Genomic DNA, 26,511 nt, shown 5'->3' on the forward strand with positions numbered 1-26,511 from the left:
TGATTATCTACATATATTTCCCTTTTCCCATAACAATCGATCTTTCTATAATACTTTTTTGTCGGCGTTAATTCCCACGCAAATAATCGGAAGATGCTTCAATAGGATCAACTAATCCAGACTTGATGACTTCCAAATGCACAAAATTTCTTAAAATGAATATTGATAAAAGTCATGTTAACCAACCTAGAGGTACTAAGATGATAGAAGGAAAAATAATAAATAAAATTAACAGGAAAATCTCTACCATTAAAAATGGGAACATACCTTTTACTGTTTGTTCCATAGATAGATTCCCTACACCTGCTGCAACATTCAGTACTAACCCAACAGGTGGAGTCAACATCCCAATTGAGCATGTAAGAATAAAGATAATTCCAAAATAAACAGGGTCTATTCCAGCCACATGGACAATTGGCATTAAAACTGGAGTGAGGATAAGGACCGTAGGGGTCAAGTCCATAACCATGCCTATTATCAATACTAAAAAGATAATTGCAAACATAAGAAGAGTAGGGTTTCCAACAAATGGTTCTAGTAAATCTACGATATAAGCAGGAATATTAGCTGTTGTAATCATCCATGATGTCACTAAAGCTGTAGCGACTAAAAACATGATAACACTAGAAGTTTTAGCAGATTGCACAAGTGCTTGATATAACGCTTTCATACTTAATTCCCGATATATAACTGCACCAACAAAGAGAGCATAAACAGCAGCCACAACTGAGGCTTCAGTAGGAGTGAATATTCCACCCCTAAGGCCAACAATAATAATGATAGGCAAGAAAAGTGCCCAAATAGCAGATATTCCTGCTTTTAGCATTTCTTTTATAGATTTTCGGGGATAGACTTCATATTCCTCTTTACGAGTAGTAAACCACCAAGTAAATGCTAAGGCCATACCAATTATCAGACCAGGCACAATACCTGCCATGAATAGTTTGGTTATCGATACACCACCTACTACACCGAAAACAATTAATGGAATACTCGGGGGGATTGTTGTTGCTATTATACCTCCTGTGGCAATTAGACCAGTGGCCCGGTCGCGTCTATATCCGGCTTTCACCATCATTGGAATCAAAATTGCGCCTAGTGCAGCAGTGTCTGCTACTGCAGATCCAGATAACCCCGCAAAAAGAACGCTCGCCATTATAGCAGCGTAACCTAACCCTCCACGAATATGACCCACTATGGCCATTGCGAAATTAATAATTCGGAGAGAAATACCGCCAGCGTTCATTAATTCTCCTGCCAACATAAAAAATGGAATCGCCATTAGAGAAAAATTATTTGCTCCATTAATAAGGTTCTGTGCAATAATCTGTGTCGAAAAAATATCCATATAGAACATTAAGATAACACCACTCACTAGTAATGCTAAAGCAATCGGAATACCGATTGCCATACCTGCTAGTAATGTACCAATAAACAACATTAGCTCCATCTATTTTCCTCCTCACATCGAGGTATCTGTTTTCCTTCTATTTCATTTCAATTTCATTCTGTTATTTGTGTTTTTTCATCTTTGATATCAGAAAAAAATAAAGCTTTAATAATATTTACGATTACAATACTCCCCATTCCAATACTCATAATAATTCCGACACCATAGAGATAGGCGTATGGTAATTTCGTAACTGGAGCTGTATTATTCAGATTCTTGAGTGTCATATTCCAACTACCTTCTAAGACAATCCATAATGAAAAGAGAACTATAAGATTACTGAATATGTATAAAAACTTTTTAATTGGAGGGGGTACTCTTTTTGTTAAAATGTCAACGCTAAGATGATTGTTTTCTTTTAAAGCAACTATAGCTCCAAGAAAAATCATCCATACAAATAGGAACCGTGACATCTCTTCAGCCCATACAATTCCAGTATTAAAACCATACCTTAAAACTACGTTTCCAAATATTAGAACTGCCATAGAAGCCAAACAAAGTGCTATTAAAAATTTTAATATATTACTAATATTTGTGATATGATGTATTATTTTCATTATTTCCACCTCTCCTCACAATAGTTCTATATAATTTTTAATATTTTGTTTTAAGATAACTCCAAATGAAAATATTTTTAAAAAAGCATGTTTAAATGTATATACAATTTGCCACTTAAACATGCCTTCTTATAGTAGATTATTGCTTATAACTTTTCAATTTAGCCATATAATTTTAGTACTCTAACTCCTGAATACTTTCGATTAAATCTTCTCCGAAAATTGGTGTCCATTTTTCATATACGGATTTCGTTTTTTCTTTGAATGATTCTTTATCAGGGGTTGTAACAATCATTCCCTCTTCTTCTAATTTCTTTGCAGCTTCTGGTAAAACCTCAGCATTATAGTCTCTTCCAGCTTTCTCTGCTACTTTTGCCGCTTGTAATATAGCTTCTTGCTGATCAGAAGATAAAGAATCAAATATTTTCTTGCTAATTTGAATTCCAACAGGACCGAATCTTTCATCAAGCGCAGACACATAATCAGTTACCTCATGCATATGATTATCTAAAATACTTTTGTAATTATTAGAGGTGCCGTCGATTACACCTTGTTCTAAAGCTGTATATACTTCTGGCCACGCCATAGGAATTGGATTTGCTCCGAAAGCTTCCCATGTATCTATTTGTACTTCGTTCTCTTGTACTCTCAATTTCAATCCTGCCGCATCTTCTACTGTGTTTAGTTCTTTGCGATTGTTAGCAGTTTGAACAAACTCATTACTTACCCAGCCAATGATTTTAACACCGGCTTCTTCTTCAAATTTCTGCTCAAACACATCTACTATTTCACTATCTAATACAGCATAAGCATGCTCTGTACTATCAAAGAGAAACGGTAAATCGAATGCTTGGAACTCAGGCACCCATATTCCCATTGGACCATGCGTCATAACTGCCATTTCGATAGTTCCCATCTGCATCATTTCAGTTACTTCACGCTCACCGCCAAAAGGGCTGTTTAAATGTATCTCGATTTCAACTTCACCGTTAGATAGTTTTTCTACTTCTTCTTTAAAAGCAACCGCTGTTGTTTCCCACATACTGTCAGCCTCATAAGTATTAAGCTTCAATTTTACCGATTCTTCATTTGCATCTTGAGCGTTACTATCAGAAGAACCTGTACTTCCACAAGCTGTCATAAGAACAACTAAAAATAACAATGATGTAACTATGAAAAGATTTCTATTAGACAATATTAAAACCTCCCTTATTTTATGTTACATTTATAGATTATTATGAGTAGCCGTTGAACATTTGAGCTTTTTAACTCTTTAAAACAATAGTGTTCTTTATACATTTGAGTGTTAGTTTTAAAATCGTAGTAACAAGACAGTTATTTCTAAAATCCTCTTGTCTGTTCAAAGCATAGTTCCCTTGTTAAATATGGTATAGGTTGAGTCGTGCGATTGATTTCGATAGACGTTTTTATTAAAATTGACCCCTCTCCACCGGAATCGGATGAAGTTCTAAAGCTTTTCCGGCTTTAATTATTTGTCCAGGTAATTGGCGTTCTAATTCTTTTTCCAGTTTTTTAGCACTCACAATTAATGTATCTAAGTCAATTCCTGTATCCAAGTCCATTTCTTGAAACATATGAACAGTATCTTCCGTACATATATTGCCTGTTGCTCCAGGAGCAAATGGACAACCCCCTATACCGCCAAGAGAAGCATCAAATTTACGAATTCCTTCTAAAAAACCTGCATATACATTTGCTAGACCTAGTCCACGGGTGTTATGGATATGTAGGCTAAGTTCCAGTTCTGGCCAATAGTTTTTAACCGATTTTACAACAGATCTAATTTGTAAAGGATTTGCCATGCCAGTCGTATCTGCTAAAGCAATCGAATCAACTCCCATATCAATATACATTTCCACAATTTTCAACACTCGTTCAAGAGGAGTACGCCCTTCATAAGGGCAACCAAATGAGGTGGCGATTCCACCGCAAGTAGAGATTCCATGATCTTTTGCTAGTTTAATAATTTTTTTCGATTCCTCTAGGGTTTCAAATGTACTTCTTCGTAGATTTTGGATGTTATGTGTATCGCTAGCAGAAACAACTAAGTTTAATTGGTCCGGCTTAAATATGACGGCCCTTTCAGCTCCTCTTAGATTTGGAACCAATACCGAGTATCGAGTCTTTGGATTACGATCAATTTGCTTCATTACCTCTTCTGCATCTGCCATTTGTGGTACTGCTTTAGGATGAACAAAAGAAGTTACTTCTATTTCAGGTATCCCGGCAGCACTAAGAGCATTTATCGTAGCCACTTTTATATCAAGTGGCACAATTTTGTCTTCTATTTGAAATCCATCACGTGGGGTTACGTCGGTAATCCAAACGCCTTCTTGTTTCACCATATTCATACCTCCTATTCTCGGTAAAACTTCTTCCTCTTCAGAAAGACCTTGGCAAACCTAGTACATGCTGACCAACATAACTTAATACCATATTATTTGAAACCGGGGCAACTATTTGAAGGCGTGATTCTTTGAATTTACGCTGAATATGGTACTCATTAGCCAACCCATAACCACCATAAGTATTCATTGCCACATTGGCCGCCTTCCAAGCAGATTCTGAGGCAAGGTATTTGGCCATATTAGCTTCTTTTCCACAATTTTCATCTTGATCAAATAACTCACTTGCTTTATCTCGCATTAAAATTGCAGCTTCTATTTCAATATAAGCTTGAGAAATTGGGAATTGAATTCCTTGATTTTTCCCAATAGGACGATTGAAAACTACTCTTGAATTAGCGTATTCAACGGATTTCCGAATAAAGTACTGCCCGTCTCCAAGACTTTCTGAGGCCACCAGTATCCGCTCTGCATTAACACCACTTAATAAGTATCGAAAACCTTTTCCTTCAATTCCGATTAAATTTTCAACTGGCACAATAGCCTCGTCTAAAAATATTTCATTTGTATCGTGATTAACCATAGTTTTGATTGGATTAATTTTAAGACGATCTCCTTGTTCTCTTAAATCTAAAATAAATAAACTAAGTCCATCTGTTTTCTTTTCTACTTTATCTCTAGGCGTTGTACGAGCGATTAACATCATTAAGTCAGTATGATTCGCTCTCGAAATAAAAGTTTTTTGGCCCGAAATCTTGTAAACACTCCCTTCTCTACGAGCAAAAGTTGTTATATTAGTTGTATCCGAACCAGCTGTGGGTTCGGTAATTCCGAATGACTGCAGACGCAACTTTCCTGCTGCTATCTCTGGTAACCATCTTCGCTTTTGTTCTTCACTCCCATGTCGAAGAAGTGCTCCCATCGTGTACATTTGCGCATGCCCAGTTGTCGCATTGCCACCAGTACTATTAATTTCTTCGAGTACAATACCCGCCTCCGTCATTCCAAGTCCTCCACCACCGTATTCTTCTGGAATAAGAATCGATAACCATCCAGACTCTGTAAGAGCCCTAATAAATTCATGTGGGTATTCTTCTTTTTCATCCATTTCCTGCCAGTAGTCTTCTGGGAATTTAGCACATAATGCTCTAATTCCTTCTCGGATTGATTGGTGCAATTCCTTATTTTCAATTGTATGCGCTCTCATTCTTCATTCTCCTTTTTTAAAAAAATATTTATTAGACTTACAATAACTTAAATAAATTGTGTTCCTTGAATTTGATATGTCTTTATTCTAAGAATTCATGTAATGCGGCGATCTCTTTTCAATAAATGCTTGAGATCCTTCCATTCGATCAGGATGGATAACTGTTTGGTTATAACATTCAAGTGCAATCTCAACACCCATTTCAATGGGACTATCAATACCCAAACGATAAGCTTTCTTCACAAGACGCACAGCATTTGGAGAATTCTTAGATATTAATTGGCAGGTTTCTAAGACCGTGCTGAGAAGCTTTTGAGCCTCCACCACCTCATTAACAATTCCCCTCCGAGATGCTTCTTCTGCCCCCATATGTCTGCCAGTCATTAGTAATTCTAGTGCAACCCCTTTGGGGACATATCGTCCAATTGTCTGGGTTCCTCCAATTCCAGGTATAATCCCCCTCGTTACTTCCGGCAATCCAAACTGTGCGTTCTCAGAAGCGATTATAAAATCACAACTCAATGCTAATTCACAACCACCTCCTAACGCGAATCCATTTACTGCCGCAATTAATGGTTTTGGAAACTCTCTAAATTGCCTTGCGATGTCTTCAAATAAACGATGCTGTTGTTTCCATTCTTCATCTGTCATTCCGTTACGTTCTTTAAAATCTCCTCCAGTGGAAAAGGATTTTTTCCCCGCCCCTGTAATGACTACTACTCGTACTGAGGGATCAAAACTCAATTCTGCCATTGCTTTGTTCAACTTTAATCCTGTTTCTGTGTTGAGTGAATTTAAGGACTCAGGACGATTAATAGTTAATAAGACAACTTCGCCATCACAAATTCGTTCTTGTATTAATACTGACATAAAACAACATTCCTCCCCTTCTTACTTTTTAGATGAGACTTTAGAAGAATTAATTACACTGTTTTTTATAAAGTTTTCAATTTGATTTTCTGTAAAACCTAATTCTTCTAATATTTCAATATTATGCTGTCCTAACAATGGTGGGGCTTTGTCAATCACTGGATACTTTCCATTGTTTAGAAATGGTGTATTTATAAGTTTTAAATTATCAATTTCCGGATGATTTGTTTCTTTAAAAGCTTCGATTGACAAAATTTGATCGTGTTGGACTACTTGATCGATAGTTTGAACAGGAGTAACTGGAACACCTACCTTTTTCAATTTTTCAAGCCAAACTTCGCTTTCTTCACTTTGTAGCACCATTGAAAGTTCTTCAAATAATAAATCCCGATTTTTTACCCTTTCTGGATTATGAATAAATTTGGGATCGCTTATTAGATCTTCACGCTTAAGTGTCAAGCATAATTGTTTCCACAAATTATCATTACCGGCTGCTATAATAATATATCCATCCTTCGTGGGAAAAGCTTGATATGGAGATATGCCAACTGTGCCTGATCCGAGCCTTTTGGGAATGGTTTTATCTGCGAAATAACCTACAATCTGTGAAGGTAGCCACATAAGCGCCGTATTTAATAGGGACGTTTGGATAAATGAACCTTTCCCAGTTTGTTCCCGTTGCTTCAGAGCGTCCATAATAGCAATTACAGCCCATAGACCAGTTCCTTGGTCCAATATCGATGTTGGAATTCTGACAGGAGGACGACCCTCTTCCCCAGTAATACTCATCAACCCGCCGAATGCTTGAATCAATGGGTCATATCCCGGATCTTCTTTCATATCTCCATTATGACCAAAAGCGTTGATTGAACAGTATATAATATTAGAATTGTTTTTAGCCACTTGCTCATACGAAAACCCTAGTTTATCAAGTGCACCAGGCCTTAAATTTTGAACAAGAATATCAGCTTCTTTAATTAACGATTCTAGTATTTCACGCCCTTCCTCCTCTTTTAAATTTATTGACAAACTTCGTTTATTCCGATTGTAAGCTAGAAATGTAGCGCTTTCTTGTCCCCAAAAAGGTGGCCCCCATTGCCTTGTATCGTCCCCAATATCTACTCGTTCTATTTTTATTACGTCTGCGCCAAGATCGCCTAAGATTTGTGTTGCAAATGGACCTGCTATACTTTGTGTTAAATCTACTACTTTTATTCCTTTTAAAGAGCTAGACATACTTTACCTCCTCATTAATAAAAATAAGTTCAATTCTTCCTTTTAAATAAAATACTTTTAAAGTAACATTTTCTAGCAAAGAAATTTTATAAAAAACAACTGAATTTATCCAACTTTTATTGCACTGTAGTTAGTCCTATAATATAGAACTTGGTTTTGGTTTACATTATTAGTTAATTGTACATTTAAAATTTCGGAATTGTCAATCTATTTATAAGGTATAAAGTAATATTAAATTTCTACCACCTCTACAAATACTAGTGAATCAATGGTTTCTAGCAATTTCCAGGTATAAAAAATATTTGGTAAATCCATTGAATCTAATTTTTTAACATGTTAATACTAGTTCATCAAACCAAACATTCACTAAAACTAATTCCTTTTATTTTTCTAATCTTTTATGTTACCCAAGAAGGGTCTCTACATCGCTTAAAATGACATGCTCTTCCATGTATGTCATTTTAGCTTCCGTGTTCTTAAGCTGCTTCTTTTATGATGCACTCATTGTCAAAATAAACTTACTTAGCCTAGTGTAGGGAATGCGAAATAATTTCAGCCACATTCCACATAACCCCATAATGTTTTTTTTCGTAGGAGATGATTTTCATTTGGATCGAATAGTCTTCGTCTAATTTCTTGGTATAAAAGCAAAGAAGGAACGACTTCAATTAAATCCTTCACATTTAAAAATAGTAAAGAATTAGAAATTTCCGCAAGTTATTGATCGATCTAGTTGCAAGAAGCCCTATTAATTGCGCCTATTCCCTACTCCTTATTGAAAGAAAAAAGAAGTTAGTAGACATTCAATACAGAAGTAAAATTGATGTCAATAGTTTTCCTAGTATAATATCTTCGAACTTCCACTATTTGAATATTAGTTGGACATTATCAATCAAAAAATTAATTTAGCCAAATTTTTTCAAATTTAGTTGTAATTTTATAACTAAATACTATATTAAAAGATTAGATTGTTTTATAGAAAAAAGATCTCTAAAACTGAAAATCTCTTTTCTTATAATCCAACTAACTGCCTTTGATGAAAACTGTCTTGATAGCAGTGTAAAATTCTCTAGCCGCTTCACCTTGCTCACGTGAACCTGAACTTGAACCTTTCATCCCCCCGAAAGGAGCTTGTAATTCCACGCCCGCACTTTCCGCATTGATGCGGACGAGGCCAACTTCGATTTCGTCAATAAATTCTAAAATCGAATTTATGTCCGAAGTAAAGATGGAAGCAGAGAGGCCATATTTCGTATTGTTTGCCAGTTCAATCGCTTCTTCAAAATTCGCTGCTTTAATTAAAGCAATAAAAGGTCCAAAGATCTCTTCTTGGGAAATTGCCATATCGGCAGTAGCTTCATCGAAAATTGCCGGTGTAACAAAGTAACCATTATCATAGTTGCCGCCTGTAAGCACTTCGCCGCCATGGATCAGTTTGGCACCTTCTTGCTTACCTTTTTCAACATACTCGTTAAATGTATTGAATTGCCCTTCGCTCGCAGATGGCCCCATCCAGACATCTTCTTCGAGGCTGTTTCCTACAGTAATTTTTTTGGTAGCTTCCATTAACTTTTGTTTGAATTCCTCATATACCGCTTCTTCCACAACTACTCTGCTTGTTGCAGTACATTTTTGGCCGGAAGATTTGAAAGCTCCACTGATGACCGCTTCAACCGCTTGGCCGATATTAGCACTTTTGGTAACAATCGCCGGGTTTTTCCCACCCATTTCAAGCTGGAATTTAATGCCACGAGCTGCAGCTGATTTCGCTACGTTTTGACCTACCTGTTCAGAACCGGTGAACGTAATCGCATTTAATTTCGGGTGGTCGATTAAGTTTTGGCCGATTTTCGAACCTGAACCAGTAACAAAGTTAAAGACTCCTTCAGGGAATCCAGCTTTTGCAAAACATTCTACAACTTTTGCTGCAGTAACAGCTGCTTCACTTGCCGGTTTAAAAACAATCGTGTTTCCGTAAACTAGTGCAGGAGCAATTTTCCAGATTGGAATGGCCACCGGAAAGTTCCAAGGAGTAATTACTCCAACTACTCCAAGCGGAGTTCGCTTAGTGAACATTAATGCTTCACTGTCTGAAGACGGAATCACGTCGCCCTCTTTACGCATGCCTTCAGCTGCATAATAACGAAGAATTGCAATTCCACGTGCTGTTTCACCTTTTGCTTCCGGAAGTGTTTTACCCATTTCTTTAGTCATCGATTCAGCGATTTCGTTAAGTTTTTCTTCCAGGAGGCTTGCTGTTTTGAACAATAATTGCCCGCGAGCTGCCTGCCCTAGCTTACGCCATACTTTCTTCGCATTATGCGCCGCATCCACCGCTTTGTTCAATTCGTCTTCTGTAGAACTTTGAACATAGCCCATAGCTTCTTTCGTTGCGGGATTAATGCTTGTAATCAGTTTTCCTGATGCACTTTCCACCCATTCATTGTTGATATAATTGCTGTAAGTTTCTAGTTTTGTTGTGATTGTCATAGTTTTATTAGCTCCTTTTATTTTATTTTTTCAATTTTCAGTAAATTATTTACGAAGAAATCAACCAAGAGAATTTTGGTCCGTGTCTATGCTATGAAGCGTCTAGCCGTTGCAAGAGCATGAAAGAGTCTCGGCTAGTTTCCTTCATACTGTTAGAAATATAAAATCAGTAACAAAATATAATATTCCCGTGTTCCGTTGAAATACTTTGACTAACACCTCTGCTTTAACCCTTTCCAACTGTGTTCAGGAAAACTCTCACATTAACTATTGATTGACTTGAGCAACTTTTTTACTTTGTAGGACTGGATTGTTCAAAACCCCGATGCCTGGAATTTCGATTTCGATGTAATCGTTTTCGTACAATGTGAAATCATTCGGTGGAACAACACATGTTCCAGTAAGCAGGACTGTACCATCAAAAATATTGTTGTCTAGCATTAAATAATGGATGAGCTCTTCCAATTTACGTTTTAGCTGGTTGACTTGTGCATCTCCTTCAAAAACCAATTTTTCATCACGATAAATTCGACAGATGATTTGGAACTCATATGGGTCAGCAACTGCTTCTTTCAATAAAATCGATGGTCCGATTGAACAAGAGTTTTTCCATACTTTTGCCTGAGGCAAATATAAAGGATTTTCACTTTCGATGTCCCGGCAACTCATATCGTTGCCGGCTGTATACCCAAGCACAGTGCCATCTTTATCAATAACCAAACCCAGTTCAGGCTCTGGAATCTGCCAATTGGAATCCGAACGCAAGTAAACGGGTTCATTAGGGCCGACAGTTCGTGCAGCAGTCGATTTAAAGAAAATCTCCGGTCTCACAGCATCGTAGACTTTATCGTAAAACGTTTCTGTATCGAGCTTTCCTTGAGTCGATTCGTAGTTACGGGCTTCTTTACTTTTTTTGTATGTGACGCCGGCAGCCCATACTTCTGGAGCATCAATCGGCGTAGTCAATTCGAGGCCATTGAAAGCTTTTTTTCCTCCTTCAGCAACCAGTTGTTTTACCATGTAAAACGGCGTTCTGTTTAAGTTGCGTGCTTCGGCAACCATTGACATAAAATCCGTGTAGGGAAGGTCTATTACCTCATTGTCTTTCGTTACTGCTGCCAATTGTTTACCGGCACCTTTTACATAGCGAATAATTCTCATGCGACCTTTTCCTCCTAATTTACATTGTTTTATATAGTTCAAGTTCCTTCTATAATAATTATAAAAGAAACTTGAACTATCAGTTGATCAGTACAGACTGAAAATCATAACCCAACTTTCGGGATAATTCGGTGGCCGTCGTTTTCAGGCTGTCGATAATTCTTTCTAGCTCTGTGTTCGATAAATGGCTGGCAGTAGTTGAACTGCTGATTGCCGCTATAACTTGTCCTGTATAGTCACGAATTGGCAAGGCTACGCAGAATACTCCAGGCTCATTTTCTTCATCGTCAATCGCAAAGCCTTGTTCACGAATTGTCTCTAATTCTTTCAAAAAAGTCTCTTTGTCGGTTAAGGTGTTTTTTGTATGCTTAGCGTATTCGTAGCCATCCAGTATTTTTTCCAATTCAACCGGATCTTTAAAGGCTACAAGAGCTTTGCCGACTCCGCTGCTGTGGATCGGCACTCTACGGCCAATTCTGGAATACAAAACGGTGGCACTTGAACTTTCGACCTTATCGATATATATTCCTTCCTTGCCATCTTGAATAACAAGATGGACCGTTCTTCCTGTCTCTTTAGAGAGTTTAACAAGATGTTCTCTCGCCAGTGCTCGAAGATCTAAGTTTTGGATAACGTAATGCCCCCTTTCAAACAGTTTCATCCCTAGAAAATATTTGCCGTTTTCGCTATTCTGTTCGATATAATGATGCTTTTGCAATGTTTTCAATAAAGAATGGACCGTACTTTTATGAAGATCCATACGTTCTGCAATCTCTATCAGTTTCAGTTCTTTATCATATTCATCAAATAAATCCAAAATACGAAGCGACCGCTCTACGGATTGTATAATTGGCATATTGCTCATCCTTTTCTTTGCACTTATTGTGATTTACCTTTCACTCTAAGTGCAAGATAAATCACAATACCAAGTTTAACATTATGATAAAACTTTTGTTGTTTCTACTGGAACGCCTAATCCTCCTGCACCTTTTTTTGATGTCTTATAATCAGGAGCATAGCGTTTAAGAAGATCCAACCCGATTTTCGCACGGCGGACGCGTTCTTTGCACAACGCAATTGAAGTGCTTTCAAGATGCGTTCCTGATGGATAAATGTTCGGTGAATTTCTTAAACCGAATTTGATGTAAACAGGAGCCGCGACCCGAATAATTTCAGCAATTTCATAATGGCGTATAAAGCCGCCTATGTCATCCGGAGCTTCAATGTAAATATCGATAGGGATATCTATTGCCTGGCGGATTTCTGACAGTTTTGCCAAAGTCAAATCTGTCGGGACATTATAAGTATCGGCGCCTGAATCTTGAACTAATTTAATAGAAACTGGATTTGACTGAGCCATCTGCACAGAAATTTTCACAACAAGATCTGAAGGAAGCTCCCCTGCTTTTTTAAATTCGTTAATGAGAACCAATAATCCTTCATCTGAAATAAGAATGCTGCGGATTCCAAAATGGCATGCACGTTTAACGTCTTCGATTGCGTAAACTAGCTGATCCATTCCCTGTGAACGAAGTCCGGCAATTTTCCCATTGCTCGCCAATTGCATCGGAGTTACATCATAAGTTCCGCGAGGTCCTACAAAAAGACTGACTTCCAAGTTTTCTCGGCGGCCGATTTCAGCCATTTGTTCCAATTCATCATCTGTTAACAGCATGATGCCGCTCCCTTGAGAAATACGATGAATATAGACATCGTACTTTTCGCAGGCTTCAACCAAAGCTTCAAATGAGACCGGTCCTTCTACGCTTGGAAGTTCGATCCGGTATTGTGCGCCGTCTGGAAAAGTTTTTTCTGAAGTCGGTAAATCCCGGGTACCGCCTGCTGGGTAACCTAGTTTTTCGATAAAATCTCTTGTTTTTTGCATATAAATTTCTCCTCCGCTTTATTAAAATTTGTGATATCTAACGGCCGGGTTCCTGGCACTATTAAGAAATTCCCTACATTCTTTTCACCATTATTAGTGCCGGTTTCTTCTGTAACTGGCAATTAAATATTTATTTAACAATAGATGTTTACTTCTTCTAGAACAGACACTGTTGGCTACGCCCATGATCGGTCATGTAGTTTCATGGAGCGATTTATCATTGGCATGTCCTTTTCATAATTAATCTCTTAGCCGCAAGCTCTGTTCTCCGTCTTCTCGTTTCCTCAAATTCAAATTCTCTTTTCTCTCTCTTTTAGCGATGCCATTTTATCGATGAATTCGATTCTTCCTTCAAACTTAAGTACAGCAAGTCTTCAGTTTGAAAGTAATTGAAGAGGTTGATATAAGTAAAGACGGTTGAGATCTAAATCATGGTTTCTTTCTTTGTTAAATAAGATACCTGTTTGGGAAAGCATGTCGATGAACTTTCTTTCGATATCGAACATTCTCGTATACACATTTTTTTACTTTCGAGTTAATCGCATAGTTGTATTACATTATAAAACTCGGTTTTGTTATTTATGTCCAACTAAATTATAACTATAAGATGTCAGAATTGTCAAACGATTATTTCGAATGTCTCAATAGGTCACCTTTTATATCTTATAACTATGATTACGGCCACGAATTTTCACCATCTGTTTGTAGACAAAAGGCAAGGCGACTCGTACGAGTCAGCCTTGCCTTTTGTCTATTTACTTAAAGTGATGGGTTAACTGCCAATCGTCTCTCGGTTTTTATGCTGTTTGCGGTTCGCTCCAAGTCCAGTGGGCCAGCTTTTCCCTAGTAGGCATCGCCTGCATTGACAATTTATCGAGTCCCCTCGACAGTATTAACTGTATGCTATGCTTTTTTTCCATCGGCAAAGAAGCTTTCAATAGTCTCTTTGCGTCGTCCATAGATTTCGCGCACTTCCGGGAGGTGACGGAGTCGATCGACTTCCCCCACGTAGCCATCCTAGATGTGCATCTGGACCATTTTCTGGGACTCTGGGTGCAGCGCTCAAGAAACGGGCAATCCGCACAAATGGCTGGATCAGACTTATACTGCCCGTAGTCCTCATATATATTTTACATTTGTCCTTCAAATACTACCTTTAAACAAAGAGTATTAAATAATGAGTAGTTTGAATCTATCAACAAGACAGAAAGTAAAACTCTCACGGCTTATTAATCGTTCCTATACACAGCAGCAGTTGAGACATTGCCTAGCTATATTACTCCTCACTCCCAATATAATAATACAACTTACTCTCCACACTATTCTCCAGCATCAAATTCATATGCACCACTGGAATTGTCTTATCGTTCTTATCCTGCATCGTCGATTGCTCCACAGCCCTTTGATCCGGTGTCGCTTTACCCAGATAGTAAAAGTCTCCACCTTCATCGTTATCCTTCTTAATGAATAGATGCAGATCGATATCGTTACCCTCGGCATTTATAATCGTTTGGACTTCTGGTGACAGCAGCGTACGGTTGCTGCGAGTAGACCATTTGAAGACTTCTTGGTTGATGAATTCTTCATTATAGGCGACGCTCGACTCGACTTCGTCATGTTTGTGGTAGGTGACGAAAATCGGGCAGGTGCCATGCTTTGTTTTATAGCCATACATCGTGGAGCTTTCATCGCTATGCCAATTTAATAAGCGGCAGGCGTCTTTGCGTGTGTATTTTTTATACAAAGTCAGCGGGGTTTCACATGTATATTGGCTGCTCAATTGGAGAGCGCTAGTGATAAGGTCCCGTACCATCGCTTTAAATATAGGATTCGATTCCAGCCTTTTTTGAAGCTGTTCATGCAAGCTAAAGTTTCCTTCTTCATCGCTTACTACCAATGGCTTCTCACCATATTTTTTCCGTGAGTTGATGTTATAAAAGCTCAAATCCAAAATGCGTTGGACGGATTCCAATGTTTCATTGTCTACATTACATTCATTCTCTTCTAAGCAATTTTTATATTCTTCTAGAGAAACAACTGCTTGCTTTGTTAATAGATCAAGCAGCAAAATTTCGTGCTTCCGCTTGCCGTTGAGGATCTCCAGCGACAACATGGTGATCACTTGTTCTTCGTACGTAGAGAGAACTGGTTCTATTTCTTTTAGCTTTAACAAGAAGCGATAGTAATTGTGGTATTTCTGCACGATGACCAACGGATCGATGGAATTATGGTGAATAAAATCCTGCAGTTGCGGGATATGGCCAATTCGATTTTTCAGCTCAATATAGGCATCTCGCAATAATTTCATATCCGTTAGATTGCTGCGCTTGATCGCGCTGAAGACGCGGTTTTTTGCAATCGCTTCAAAGTTCACCGTGGAAATCCCTTTGATATAACTCGTGTCTTTCATGCGGCGGCGGATATTATCTTTGTTTTGTGAACGGTCGCCGGATAATGCCACCGGGATTAGATAATTGTTTTTATAATTGCCGATAAAATCGATGATGGTGACAAATTCTTTCGAGTTATGTTTTCGCAAGCCACGGCCTAGTTGCTGAATGAAGATAATGCTCGATTGCGTCTGACGCAGCATGACTACCTGGTTGACGCTCGGGATATCGATTCCTTCATTAAAGATATCGACTGTTAAAATATAATCGAGCTGCTCGCTCTCCAACATTTCCACTTGGCGCAGGCGTTCTTCTTGCGAGTCATCACCTGTTAACGCCGTGGTTCGCAATCCTCTTTGGTTTAATTCCAACGAAAGCTGTAACGCTTCTTCTTTCCGACTGCAAAACATCAAGCCACGGACTTTCTCACCGGAATGGCCGTAATAATGGATTTTGTCGAGGATATGATCTACGCGTTCGTTGGTAACCAGTTTGACAAAAGCCGTGGCCTCGTCGATGACGCCTTCTTCGTATTCGACATCCGTCACGCCGTAATAATGAAACGGACACAGCATGTCTTCTTCCATCGCTTCCTGCAAGCGGATTTCGTACGCGATATTGTAATCGAATAGCTCGTAAATATTAAAATCATCGGTCCGTTCCGGCGTCGCCGTCATGCCCATTAAGAATTGCGGCTTGAAGTGCTCAATCACTTTTAGGTAGGACTTCGCTCCGGCTTTATGCACTTCGTCGATTAAGATATAGTCGAACGCTGCGGGATCCAATTGCTGCAGCGTACTTTCTTTTGAAATAGTTTGAATGGTCGCAAACAAATAACGTGCATCCGTTTGCCGACTCGATCCCGACAAGATGCCGAAGTCTTTTTCCATGCCACCTAAGATCTGCATAAAATCCGACTTGGCTTTTTGTAAAATTTGTTCTCTATGTACGATAAACAGCATGCGTTTGGGTGCAAAGCTTCTCACGTCAAAAGCCGATAAATAGGTTTTCCCTGTCCCCGTTGCGGAGACGACGAGGCCTTTGTCATGCCCTGCTTCACGCACTGCTTGAATCTCTTTTAACGCTACTTGCTGCATTTTATTTGGCTTGACCTCGAGCGCTTGTTGGATCGGATTCTGTCCGTAAGCTTCCGGAAGCTCCGCTACTTTGCCCGCTTCTCTCCTGAAATCCGTTGGCACATACGACGCCTCGTATTCCGCAATCCACTCCGGCGTCAATGCTTGCGATTCCGCCCATACGTCTTCAAATTGTTTATTGAAGTGATGCACCAAATCGCCGTTTTCATGCGAACTTAACTTGACGTTCCATTCATAATTCACTTTTAACGCTTGCGCAGTGAGGTTCGAACTCCCAACGATCAAGGTTTCGTGCGTTTTGTGTGAAAAAATATAGCCCTTTGAATGGAAACCCTTCATTCCTGAAAGGCGCACTTCCACATTCGTTAGCTTCAATAACTCTTTGAAAACTTTGGGTTGGTTGAAATTCAAAAAGGTCGAAGTCAAAATCCGCCCTTGGATCCCTTTCTGATGCAAATCCAGAAAATGAGATTTCAACGTCGCCAAACCACTTTCCGTGATAAACGCCACCGAAAAGATAAACGACTCACAATGATCAAGCTCTTCGACGAGCGAATTCAACACATGCTCATTCGTTTTCGCATTATTGATCAATAGCGTCGGTTTATAGCGATCACTACTTGCCCGGTCCTGATCAATAAACCCCTTATATAGAGACTCTTCTAAGTTCTGCAAAAAGTTCATCGTTTCCCCGCCCCTCGTCTTCTAATAAGGTAGCCGCTCTGTATTCCGCGCTAGCTTCTCAATCGCCGGTATATCCGCTGGCGCCCATTCCAATTGCTCCAACTCCGCTGGCTTCAACCACTGGATGGCGATATGTTCCGTTAATACCGGTGTGCCTTGGACCAACCGGCAGTAAAACGTCGTCAGGTGCACAATGCCAAAATCGTATTCATAGACCGTTTGCTCGACTTGCTTACCAATTTCAATTTTTATATGCATTTCTTCCTGGATTTCACGTTGCAACGCTTGTTGCGGCGTTTCCGTGGCTTCGATTTTGCCACCGGGAAATTCCCAAAGCCCCGGCAACGCTTTCTCGAATCCTCGCTGTGCACAGAGGATTTTGCCGTTATCTGTGATGACTGCGCCTACTACGTGGATGTTTTTCTTCATAAGATCCTCCAATACGTTTAAACAATAAAAAATAGTTCCTTCTATTATAACTGCTATAAATAGAAATTAATTGCTTAATCTAAATATTCCCAAACAAATTTTTATCATTCCCTACATTTACCTTCAAATTCATGTTATATTCATCTTTGGAAAACAGCAATATAGATCTATAAAAAGTTCAGACCTAATCATCAGAGATGTTATACACCATGAACCTATTAGAGGAGAGTCCCAACATGAAAAAGAAAATGAATTATTTATCCGTCCTTTTATTGTCCACCCTCCTGGCTGGTTGCACCGACGTAGAAGAGACATCAACTTCAGCCGTAGAAACAGTTGTACAAGAAGAAGACACAGATGAAGCAAATGAAGACAGTAAAAAAGAAGAAGCGCGTCTAGCGGCAGAGAAAGAAGCTGAAGAGGAAGCGGCGGCTGAAGAAGCACTTGCCAAAGAAAAAGAAGAGCAGGAACTTCTGGCGAAGGAAAAAGCTAAGGAAGAAGCAACAGCAGCCCAATCAAATAATGAACTTTTCGCAGAGCACGAACGGATCGAAGTTGATGGCGGTGATTTATCCGGACATCGTGAAGCCAACGTCGCCGTGGACATTGGTTTTGGAGACCGTGAATACTGGGCCTTTACGAACGAATATGGACAACTGGTGCGTGTCGTGGCTGCCGAAATCATCCTGCAGGACGATGATAACGAACCCGTCCTATCGTCCGGCCGATACTATTGGGATGAGGCAAAAGTTCCGGGCACCGAAAGTGAATTTTTAGACGAAGGGCATGTCATCGCGGATTCTCTCGGAGGGGTGGCGAATGCCTATAATATTACCCCGCAGGAAAGCACGCTCAACCGCCATGGTGATCAGGCTTATATGGAAGACACCATCCGCAAAGCAGGCGGTGCCGTGAACTTCGAAGCCATTATCACCTATCCGAATACGGAAACGCATATTCCTTCAAGTTATCAGTATACATATACGGTAATGGGCAATGAAGTCGTTGATACGTTTGACAACGTGAACCCTGATGAAGTCAACGCCGAACTCGGGTTAACAACCGAAAGTGAGCCTGCTGAGACACCAAGTGCAGACTCAGGCGGCGATGTCTCCAGTGTCGATACAAACGGCAACGGCCAAGTAACGATTCAAGAAGCAAAAGACGCCGGATTCAGTATGCCAATCACGAGCGATCATTGGTTGTATCAGTATATGGATGACCGAGATGGTGATGGGATGGTTGGGGAGTAAATTTAAGGATTTTGTGAACGGCGGTGCTTCGGCATTGCCGTTTTTTATTTAAATAACACTTTTCCAAATCCCTATGTATACTACCAATATCCAAATACATAGGAGGAATTTAAATGAAGATGTGCAAAGTATGCAGGAAAAAACCGCGTCTCGAAAGGCGCGTGGACAGTGACGGCACTACCTTTTGTTCGGATGAGTGTTTTGACAAATTCGAAGGCGGACCGGATGATTTCAGCCATCCCTATATCGATGACTACGAGATGCTGCGGAGTTCGTATATTGACTGGATGGAAAATTATGAGGCGGATCTGCACAAAAGCGTCTATTTCGGTTATCCGAAGAAGAGCGATCTGCTGGAATGGCTGGATGAAACGCTGGATCCGTATTGGGGGTATTACGGCCTTGCCGGGAGTGACGGTGTGTTTTCTGAGGAGATTTTCTTCTATATAAAGGAGCTTCTTGCCTTGCAGGATACGGTGCGCGAGTGGGAGGTGGATGATCGGAAGTACAGGAAGTGGTTGAGGGAGTTGCGGGCGAAGGAGCTGGAAACGAATGCTGATGAGGATTGAGCTGCTTCAGTTTTAAGTTCGAGCGCTGCCCAACCACCCCTTATTTATTCAGCACAAAAAATCGAACCCCAGAGAAAATCTCTCCAGGATTCGGTTCATTTTTATTTTATTACTCAGCAGGCATTAAATTTTCAATCAAATCCATGTTAATATTCGAAAAAAACTAATATCATATTAGTTTATTGCCCACTGTCGCCGCGGCTTATATCCAGCTTCTTCAATAAAAGACTTTTCTGCTTCATGTGATAATGACTTTATTTCGATCCCTGAAGATTTAGAAAGAACTAACATTTTACAAGCCATTTCAAGAGTTTGCAAAGCCATTCTAGCTTCTTTAATATTTATGTCATACACTAAAACTCCATGATTTTCCAAAAATAATATATTGGCATCCTTAGCTTTTTCTCTAACTGCTAATCCTAGTTCATTACTTCCAGGATGAAAATAAGGAACTCTTGCAGTTTTTTCAAGATAATACATCGTTTCCACAAAAATGTTCGATGGAATTTCAATTTCAGAACAAGCTACCAAAGTGCTATAAAAGGGTGAACTATGCAGTACTGCTCCAATTTCAGGTCTTGTTTCGTAGATAGCCCTATGCATCGGTGTTTCTTTTGAAGGTTTTTTCAAACCTTCATCTTTTCGTTTAGCGCTGATATCGCATTCAACCAAATCTTCTAATTCAAGTTCTCCTAGAAAAGTTCCACTGGCAGTTATAATATACTGATCTTTACTTGTTCTAGCACTAATGTTTCCGGCATTTCCCCATGCTAAATTATAATTCATCATATATTTCCCTGTGTTTTGTAGCTCCACTCTTAGAGAATCTTTGTTCATTTGCAATCACCTTTCTATTTTCGCACTAATCTTTCAGTAAGTTAGGGAGAAATAATGTAATCTGCGGGATGTAAGTTATTAAGATAAGAGCTATAAGCACCGCAAAGTAAAATGGCACCATCCCTCTCGTAATTTGATCTAACCTTATGTTCGCTATTTGTGCGGCAATAAATAAATTTACTCCTAAAGGTGGAGTACACATGCCTAATGCTAAATTCACGATCATTATTATCCCAAAATGAATCGGGTCTATTCCTAATTGTAAAGCTACTGGAAGAAGAAGTGGTGTCAAAATAATAACAGAGGCATTCGTCTCCATAAACATCCCTACAATTAATAGGAATACATTAATAATAAGCAAGAATATGATGGGGTTATCTGATATTCCTGTTAAAAACCCTGCTACATCCTGCGGAATTCCTTCTCTAGTCAAAATCCAACCAAATAAACCAGCACTTGCGATAATAAACATAATGACTGAAGTGACTATAGACGATTGTATGAAGATTGAAAGCAGTTCTTTAAGCTTTATCTCCCTATAAATAAATACACCTACTATAAATGCATAGCCAACCGCTATTCCTGCGGCCTCAGTGGGTGTGAAAATCCCCCCATAAATACCCCCTAAAATTATTACAGGCATTAGAAGAGCTAAAAATGCTTCTTTAAAAGCTACTAAAATTTCTTTTAATGTCTTTTTTTCTTCCCGAGGATATTGTCTCTTTTTAGCAACTATGTATACTGTAACGATGAGAGTAACACCGATTAGAATTCCCGGAATAAGCCCACCCATAAATAAATCTCCAATTGACACTCCTGCCGATACACCAAATAAAATTAATGGGATACTTGGTGGGATGATTACTCCTAACTCTCCAGAAATAGCTTGTACAGATCCAGCAAAATTTTTGTGATATCCTCTTGAAATCATAGCCGGTATTAAAATACTTCCTAAAGCAGCTGTAGTTGCTGCTCCTGATCCAGATATCGCAGCAAAAAACATTGAAGTTAAGACTGTTACAATTGCTAATCCACCGGCAAAATGACCAGTCAAAGCGTTCGCAAAATTAATCAGTCTTTTTGATATCCCTCCAAATTCCATTAACGTTCCCGCTAAGATAAAGAAAGGAATTGCCATAAGTGGGAATGAATCAATTGAGGTAAATGAGCGTTGTACCAATACAACGAGCGGAGTTCCACCATCAATCCAAATGGCTAATGCCGAAGCTAACCCCATTCCAATCGCAATTGGAACACCTAGTGCAAAGAATAAAATTAGTAAACCAAATAGTATTAACCCCATTAAATTCCCTCACTTTCAACTTTTTTAAAATGAAGGAGGGTTTCTAAAATTACTGCAATTGCATTAATTGCCATTAATGCTGCCCCTACCGGGATAGCCGCATAAGGTATTGCCATTGAAATCCCTAAACCAGCTGAAGTCTGAACATTCACCATTCCTAAAATTTCTATACCTTGAAAAAAAAGAATTATAAAGAAAACTAATGATATCAGCATTATTATTACTTTTAAAATCTTTTCTTTTGATTCACCTAGAGCCTGATTTAGAAGTTCGATTGCAATTAGTTTGTTTTGTCTTAAAGCCAATGCTGCTCCAAGAAATACACTATAAACCATTAAATATCTTGCAACTTCTTCTGTCCAGTGAAGCGGATAATTAATTACAAATCTTGTGAATATCTGAGTTAATATCAGAATTGACATAACGGCAAGCATTAATGCTAATATTAATCCAACTAGTTTATTGAAGTTGTCAATAATCTTAAGAAATATTTGCAATTTACTCCCTCCTCTATAGTATCTAATAAATGTAGCAACGCCTGTAATAAAACTGACAGGCGTTACTCAGTTAATACTATTTATCGAGCATTTATAATACTGTCATAGAGTTCTCTATGAGCTTCTGATTCGTCAGCGAATTCATCATGAACAGATATTGCTTTTTCTGAAAATGTTGTCAGATCAGGTTCTACTACTTCCATGCCCCCATCGATCAATGTTTGCAAAAGTTCTTCTTCCAAGTCATATACTAATTGATTTTCAAATTCAGTTGCTTCTTTTGCTGCTTCTTCAACAGCGACTTGTTGTTCAGAAGTGAGCTTTTGGTAAGCCATGTCACTCATAGTCAATTGTACATATCCATAAACATGATTTGTAAGCATCAGATAGTCTTGTACTTCATTAAGCTTAGAGCTTTCAATTAAAGCTAAAGGGTTTTCTTGAGCATCAATAACTCCAGTTTGTAGTGAAGAGTAAACTTCACCAAATGCCATTGGTGTTGGGGTCGAACCCATTGCTTCCCAAGCTGAAATAGAAGCTGGAATTTCAGGCACGCGAATTTTAACACCATTTAGATCTTCTGCTGTAGCCACTTCTTTACTTGCTGTCAACATACGTGGACCTCTGACCCAAAATTCTAATCCTCTAATTTGAGCGTTCTCTAACAAATCCTCTTTAAGCTGATTACCAACATCACCATACAGAACAGTTTCAAGGTGATCATTATCTTCAAATAAATAAGGTAATTCTAAAATTGAATAAGGTTCATAAAAATTGGACAGTACTCCTGCCACTAGAGCAAAATCTACTGAGCCGAGCTGCAACCCTTCAATTAAATCACGATCATTTCCTAATGTAGAACTCGGATAAATCTCAACTACTACTGACCCATCAGTTTTTTCTTCAACTAACTCCGCAAATTTTTCGGCCCCTAAATGCCAAGCATCAGTCTCATTAGTAATATGACCTAAACGCAGTGTGGTTACTTCACCAGAATCAGTTGAATCAGAATTCGAATTTGCATTGTCCTCCCCACAAGCAGCTAAAGCTGTCGAAAGACCTATCACTAAAAATACACCTAAAATTTTCTTAATCATCATTTTTTCCTCCCTTGTTTTGTATCTATTTAATTTGTAATATTTATTCAAAACGTTACAATCACTTTGAGTGAAGAATCCTCTTTCTTTTCTACAATTTCAAACCCATGTCCGGCTTCTTCATAAGACAAGCGATGTGAAATAATTGCATTAGTATTGATTTTTCCAGATGCCAATAAATCAATAGCAGTTAATGTATCTTCTCTGTTGTAAGTCATGCAACCCACAATTTCTTTTTCTTGATTTTGAAGGTTATGAATGTTGAATGTTTGATCCCCATTAAACATAGCAATAGTTACAATACGCCCCCCCTTTCTTAAAAGAGATAATGCCTGATCAATAATTCCTGGGATACCAACTGCTACGAGGATTACATCAAATTCCCCTCCAGCTAGATCTTTAGCTTCCGAAACCCAATCGGATTTTTTATTAATATTAAATGCATGAGTTGCACCCATTTTTGTTGCACCCTCGAGCGCATATTCTAATATATCTGTAACCAATGTAGTGGTAGCCCCGGCTGCATTTGCTGCAGTCATTGCTAATAAACCAATAGGACCCGCACCAAGAATGGCAACTTTGTCTCCAATTCCAATATTACCTTTTCTGACAGCATGAACACCTACAGCTAGAGGTTCTACCAAAACACCGTCTTCGAAACTTAATGTATCAGGCAATTTAAATACTGTTTGTTCAGGTGTAACGAAATATTCTGCCATTGTTCCATACCAACCTCCAAGGCCAGGTGCGGTGCGACTTTTACATAAGTTCACATTTCCATTTAAGCAATATTCACACTGTCCACAGCCAACCTGAGGTTCAACTGTTACTCTATCACCTACGTGAAATTTTGTTACTTCATTTCCTACTTCTACTATTTCCCCCGCAATCTCATGACCAATTATTACTGGAGGTTTCCGAAAAGGATGTAAACCTTTGTAAGTATGAATGTCTGAACCACATATCCCCGCGGTTTTAACTTTTATAACAACTTCATTATCTTTCACTGCTGGAATCTCTACTTCACGAACTACTACTTTATAGGCATCCTCTATATAGACCGCTTTCATTAATATCAACCTTTCTCTTTAAATAAATAGTTTCTTTTTTGAATCCTGTAAATGATTTTCCATTACTTCAATACTTCTCAAATCACCATTTAACAAACATTCAAAAAGCATTGTATGTTCTTGCAAAAACTCTCTCATACGTGTTGGGTCTTTGTCTAAATGACGATATGTAATTCTTTGCAAGTGATCATTGTAATTTAATAAAATACGGTAAATTTCTTGGTTACCTACAAACTTACATATTAGTAAATGAAATTGATGATCTAGTATAGTAAAGCCCTTTACATCATTTTCACTAACAACTTCTTCAGTATTTTTTAAGTTCTCTTCTAATTCTTTACTTTGGCTTTCAGTTAGTTTTCCTGTTAACTGCCTACAATTATAAGTTTCGAGCGCTGTTCGAAGATCATAAATATCTAATATTCTTTCAATAGATAAATCGTTTATAACAATTCCTTGTTTTGATGAAATTATTAAAAAACCTTCTGTTTCTAGTCTTTCCAGAGCGGATTTAATTGGTGTTTTACTCATACCAAGTATTTCAATTAATTCTCTTTCCGATAAAAAATCTCCTGGAGCGAATTGACCATTAAGTATTGATTCTTTAATCTTTGTGTACGCAACCTCTTTTAAAAGAGGACTTCCAGATTTCACCTTATTCATTTTTAGCCCCCGCAATATTTAAATTATATTTGTTCTTGCATTTTTAACTCTTACAAAGTAATCTACCTCTCCAAATTGTCCCCCTTTCAAAGCAAGCTCTGTACCATTCATTTCCTCTTCATCAGAATAAACCGTACAAAGTGGTGCACCAGGAGATATTGATAAGATCATTTCCAAACCATAAATCCCCATTTCGCTTGCAACAAAACCTGATGTATCACCACCAGCAACAATTACACGAGAAACTCCAGATTGTTGCTTTAAAAATTTCGTCCATTGCCCCAAACGTTTTCCTATAAATTCTCCAGAATCACTTAATGATATTCCATTTTCTATAAAGTATTTTTTTGTCTCGTTAATTGAATCATCATTTGGTCCGAATGCTGTATACAAAATTACACTCTTACCATTTTTTAATTTATCAATTGCATCTTGTAAAAATTCTTTCACTAAAGAATCTTGACTTATCAGAATTTCTATCGGTATTTTAATACCATAAAATCCATTATTTACTGCAAATTCAATTTGATCTTTTGTAACTTCTGAAGCACTCCCTGAAACTGCTAGAACTGTGCTTACGGGTTTCACCTTCCATTCCGGAAGACTTTTTTCTGTTTTTGAATAAATTTTATTCCAGTAACTAGCTAAGCCGTACTCCACTCCCGAAGAACCCACTACTAACAGCGGTTGGTTTTGTGACGTTTCCCAAATCAATTTACTTGCCTTGTCCAACTTTTCTTCATCTACAACGTCAAAGAGAATAGCTTTGTTACCCTTATCACATTTTTTTTTGTAAAGACTATTTATTTCTTCAAACTCTTTATCCAAATCTAATATGCTTATTAATCCTATTTTCCCTTCCATTTGTTTTGATAAATGTAGACGCAAATCGGCTTCTTGCATAGGTGTAATTGGATGCCTTGACATTATTGGATGTCTATCTAAGCGATAAATAATATCTTTCATCTTCGCAAAATGATTTCCAAAAAGAGTATACCTACCTAGCTGTGGAGCTCCCACTATAATAGGAACCGTTTTTTGTTCTTTAAAGTATTTTAGCGAAATATCGATGGCTGCTCCTATACTGCCAACTTCCGGAGAAGAGTCAAATGTTGAACAGGTTTTATAATGCACAACTGCTGCTCCAGATTCTGAAAGTTTCTCCATAATTGGATCTAGTTCATCTTTCATATCTTTTGGCGCCTTTGCTCTACTAGTACCTGCCACTCCTACACAACTTATTCCTTGGAATTTTTGAAGCATTTCTTTTGAAGGGGGACTCAAGAATAGTACAGTTCGATATCCACTTTTAGTAACTGCTTCCATCGCATCTGTAGAACCTGTAAAATCGTCTCCATAAAACGCTAACAAAATTTTATTATTAGCCAAATTGTTTACTC

General features: G+C 38.4%; 22 protein-coding genes. 2 read left to right on the plus strand and 20 right to left on the minus strand.

The genetic code is table 11. From position 1 onward, the window contains the following. Positions 1 to 172: 172 nt before the first annotated feature. From DHX103_RS05810 to DHX103_RS05870, 13 genes are all read right to left on the minus strand, one after another. Complete coding sequence (locus DHX103_RS05810) at positions 173 to 1,450, minus strand: TRAP transporter large permease (RefSeq protein ID WP_422124331.1); 1,278 nt, start codon at positions 1,448 to 1,450, stop codon at positions 173 to 175. Positions 1,451 to 1,503: 53 nt separating this feature from the next. Beyond that, complete coding sequence (locus tag DHX103_RS05815) at positions 1,504 to 2,007, minus strand: TRAP transporter small permease (RefSeq protein ID WP_422124332.1); 504 nt, start codon at positions 2,005 to 2,007, stop codon at positions 1,504 to 1,506. A 175-nt stretch (positions 2,008 to 2,182) separates the two neighbouring features. Continuing rightward, positions 2,183 to 3,202: a TRAP transporter substrate-binding protein gene (locus tag DHX103_RS05820; protein WP_422124333.1), complete on the minus strand. Its 1,020-nt coding sequence runs from the start codon at positions 3,200 to 3,202 to the stop codon at positions 2,183 to 2,185. Between the two features lie 235 nt (positions 3,203 to 3,437). Continuing rightward, positions 3,438 to 4,373: a hydroxymethylglutaryl-CoA lyase gene (locus DHX103_RS05825; RefSeq protein WP_422124334.1), complete on the minus strand. Its 936-nt coding sequence runs from the start codon at positions 4,371 to 4,373 to the stop codon at positions 3,438 to 3,440. Between the two features lie 37 nt (positions 4,374 to 4,410). After that, positions 4,411 to 5,580 (minus strand): acyl-CoA dehydrogenase family protein, encoded by a 1,170-nt coding sequence (locus DHX103_RS05830; RefSeq protein ID WP_422124335.1) that lies wholly within the window; start codon positions 5,578 to 5,580, stop codon positions 4,411 to 4,413. A gap of 87 nt (positions 5,581 to 5,667) precedes the next feature. Then, on the minus strand, positions 5,668 to 6,450 hold the full coding sequence (locus DHX103_RS05835) for an enoyl-CoA hydratase/isomerase family protein (RefSeq protein WP_422124336.1): 783 nt from the start codon (positions 6,448 to 6,450) through the stop codon (positions 5,668 to 5,670). 21 nt (positions 6,451 to 6,471) lie between these two features. Next, the gene (locus DHX103_RS05840; protein ID WP_422124337.1) at positions 6,472 to 7,686 is read right to left on the minus strand and encodes a CaiB/BaiF CoA transferase family protein; all 1,215 of its coding nucleotides are present in this window, start codon (positions 7,684 to 7,686) and stop codon (positions 6,472 to 6,474) included. A gap of 1,023 nt (positions 7,687 to 8,709) precedes the next feature. Next, positions 8,710 to 10,176 (minus strand): alpha-ketoglutaric semialdehyde dehydrogenase GucD, encoded by a 1,467-nt coding sequence (gene gucD / locus DHX103_RS05845; protein ID WP_422124338.1) that lies wholly within the window; start codon positions 10,174 to 10,176, stop codon positions 8,710 to 8,712. A 267-nt stretch (positions 10,177 to 10,443) separates the two neighbouring features. Next, positions 10,444 to 11,337, minus strand: coding sequence for a fumarylacetoacetate hydrolase family protein (locus tag DHX103_RS05850; protein WP_422124339.1), 894 nt, complete (start codon positions 11,335 to 11,337; stop codon positions 10,444 to 10,446). A 79-nt stretch (positions 11,338 to 11,416) separates the two neighbouring features. Further along, entirely contained in the window at positions 11,417 to 12,193 is a 777-nt protein-coding gene (locus tag DHX103_RS05855) for an IclR family transcriptional regulator (RefSeq protein WP_422124340.1), read from the minus strand. 81 nt (positions 12,194 to 12,274) lie between these two features. Further along, positions 12,275 to 13,222 carry a U32 family peptidase gene (locus DHX103_RS05860; RefSeq protein WP_422124341.1) on the minus strand — a complete coding sequence of 316 codons (948 nt, stop codon included), beginning with the start codon at positions 13,220 to 13,222 and terminating at the stop codon, positions 12,275 to 12,277. 1,276 nt (positions 13,223 to 14,498) lie between these two features. Continuing rightward, positions 14,499 to 17,393, minus strand: coding sequence for a DUF3427 domain-containing protein (locus DHX103_RS05865; RefSeq protein WP_422124342.1), 2,895 nt, complete (start codon positions 17,391 to 17,393; stop codon positions 14,499 to 14,501). A gap of 21 nt (positions 17,394 to 17,414) precedes the next feature. Further along, complete coding sequence (locus DHX103_RS05870) at positions 17,415 to 17,822, minus strand: (deoxy)nucleoside triphosphate pyrophosphohydrolase (protein WP_422124343.1); 408 nt, start codon at positions 17,820 to 17,822, stop codon at positions 17,415 to 17,417. 236 nt (positions 17,823 to 18,058) lie between these two features. On the opposite strand from DHX103_RS05870, the gene DHX103_RS05875 reads away from it, so the two are divergent. Continuing rightward, positions 18,059 to 19,075, plus strand: a complete 1,017-nt coding sequence (locus tag DHX103_RS05875; protein WP_422124344.1) for a DNA/RNA non-specific endonuclease — start codon at positions 18,059 to 18,061, stop codon at positions 19,073 to 19,075. Between the two features lie 113 nt (positions 19,076 to 19,188). Then, complete coding sequence (locus DHX103_RS05880) at positions 19,189 to 19,644, plus strand: hypothetical protein (protein WP_422124345.1); 456 nt, start codon at positions 19,189 to 19,191, stop codon at positions 19,642 to 19,644. Between the two features lie 174 nt (positions 19,645 to 19,818). Here DHX103_RS05880 and DHX103_RS05885 read toward each other — a convergent pair whose 3' ends face one another. The 7 genes from DHX103_RS05885 to DHX103_RS05915 all read right to left on the minus strand — a co-directional run bounded on the left by DHX103_RS05885 (position 19,819) and on the right by DHX103_RS05915 (position 26,500). Then, entirely contained in the window at positions 19,819 to 20,481 is a 663-nt protein-coding gene (locus tag DHX103_RS05885; protein ID WP_422124346.1) for a class II aldolase/adducin family protein, read from the minus strand. Between the two features lie 25 nt (positions 20,482 to 20,506). Next, on the minus strand, positions 20,507 to 21,784 hold the full coding sequence (locus DHX103_RS05890) for a TRAP transporter large permease (protein ID WP_422124347.1): 1,278 nt from the start codon (positions 21,782 to 21,784) through the stop codon (positions 20,507 to 20,509). Further along, positions 21,784 to 22,281, minus strand: coding sequence for a TRAP transporter small permease (locus DHX103_RS05895; RefSeq protein ID WP_422124348.1), 498 nt, complete (start codon positions 22,279 to 22,281; stop codon positions 21,784 to 21,786). Before DHX103_RS05895 ends, DHX103_RS05890 begins: the two co-directional genes overlap by 1 nt. Positions 22,282 to 22,361: 80 nt before the next feature. Beyond that, positions 22,362 to 23,378, minus strand: a complete 1,017-nt coding sequence (locus DHX103_RS05900; RefSeq protein WP_422124349.1) for a DctP family TRAP transporter solute-binding subunit — start codon at positions 23,376 to 23,378, stop codon at positions 22,362 to 22,364. 47 nt (positions 23,379 to 23,425) lie between these two features. Beyond that, entirely contained in the window at positions 23,426 to 24,448 is a 1,023-nt protein-coding gene (locus DHX103_RS05905) for a zinc-dependent alcohol dehydrogenase (protein WP_422124350.1), read from the minus strand. 18 nt (positions 24,449 to 24,466) lie between these two features. Next, on the minus strand, positions 24,467 to 25,111 hold the full coding sequence (locus DHX103_RS05910; protein ID WP_422124351.1) for a GntR family transcriptional regulator: 645 nt from the start codon (positions 25,109 to 25,111) through the stop codon (positions 24,467 to 24,469). Between the two features lie 18 nt (positions 25,112 to 25,129). After that, positions 25,130 to 26,500, minus strand: a complete 1,371-nt coding sequence (locus DHX103_RS05915; protein ID WP_422124352.1) for a four-carbon acid sugar kinase family protein — start codon at positions 26,498 to 26,500, stop codon at positions 25,130 to 25,132. Between the last annotated feature and the right edge of the window lie 11 nt (positions 26,501 to 26,511).

Origin of the sequence: Planococcus daihaiensis, assembly GCF_049262615.1 — a bacterium.
GTDB lineage: Bacteria > Bacillota > Bacilli > Bacillales_A > Planococcaceae > Planococcus.

Bases quoted from the DNA above. Each gene is read 5' to 3' on its own strand.
- DHX103_RS05850 (WP_422124339.1), bottom strand. From the start codon at position 11,337: ATGAGAATTATTCGCTATGTAAAAGGTGCCGGTAAACAATTGGCAGCA.
- DHX103_RS05860 (WP_422124341.1), bottom strand. From the start codon at position 13,222: ATGCAAAAAACAAGAGATTTTATCGAAAAACTAGGTTACCCAGCAGGC.
- DHX103_RS05910 (WP_422124351.1), bottom strand. From the start codon at position 25,111: ATGAATAAGGTGAAATCTGGAAGTCCTCTTTTAAAAGAGGTTGCGTAC.
- DHX103_RS05905 (WP_422124350.1), bottom strand. From the start codon at position 24,448: ATGAAAGCGGTCTATATAGAGGATGCCTATAAAGTAGTAGTTCGTGAA.
- DHX103_RS05865 (WP_422124342.1), bottom strand. From the start codon at position 17,393: ATGAACTTTTTGCAGAACTTAGAAGAGTCTCTATATAAGGGGTTTATT.
- DHX103_RS05830 (WP_422124335.1), bottom strand. From the start codon at position 5,580: ATGAGAGCGCATACAATTGAAAATAAGGAATTGCACCAATCAATCCGA.
- DHX103_RS05835 (WP_422124336.1), bottom strand. From the start codon at position 6,450: ATGTCAGTATTAATACAAGAACGAATTTGTGATGGCGAAGTTGTCTTA.
- DHX103_RS05855 (WP_422124340.1), bottom strand. From the start codon at position 12,193: ATGCCAATTATACAATCCGTAGAGCGGTCGCTTCGTATTTTGGATTTA.
- DHX103_RS05840 (WP_422124337.1), bottom strand. From the start codon at position 7,686: ATGTCTAGCTCTTTAAAAGGAATAAAAGTAGTAGATTTAACACAAAGT.
- DHX103_RS05900 (WP_422124349.1), bottom strand. From the start codon at position 23,378: ATGATTAAGAAAATTTTAGGTGTATTTTTAGTGATAGGTCTTTCGACA.
- gucD (WP_422124338.1), bottom strand. From the start codon at position 10,176: ATGACAATCACAACAAAACTAGAAACTTACAGCAATTATATCAACAAT.
- DHX103_RS05870 (WP_422124343.1), bottom strand. From the start codon at position 17,822: ATGAAGAAAAACATCCACGTAGTAGGCGCAGTCATCACAGATAACGGC.
- DHX103_RS05890 (WP_422124347.1), bottom strand. From the start codon at position 21,784: ATGGGGTTAATACTATTTGGTTTACTAATTTTATTCTTTGCACTAGGT.
- DHX103_RS05815 (WP_422124332.1), bottom strand. From the start codon at position 2,007: ATGAAAATAATACATCATATCACAAATATTAGTAATATATTAAAATTT.
- DHX103_RS05875 (WP_422124344.1), top strand. From the start codon at position 18,059: ATGAAAAAGAAAATGAATTATTTATCCGTCCTTTTATTGTCCACCCTC.
- DHX103_RS05880 (WP_422124345.1), top strand. From the start codon at position 19,189: ATGAAGATGTGCAAAGTATGCAGGAAAAAACCGCGTCTCGAAAGGCGC.
- DHX103_RS05810 (WP_422124331.1), bottom strand. From the start codon at position 1,450: ATGGAGCTAATGTTGTTTATTGGTACATTACTAGCAGGTATGGCAATC.
- DHX103_RS05825 (WP_422124334.1), bottom strand. From the start codon at position 4,373: ATGGTGAAACAAGAAGGCGTTTGGATTACCGACGTAACCCCACGTGAT.
- DHX103_RS05885 (WP_422124346.1), bottom strand. From the start codon at position 20,481: ATGAACAAAGATTCTCTAAGAGTGGAGCTACAAAACACAGGGAAATAT.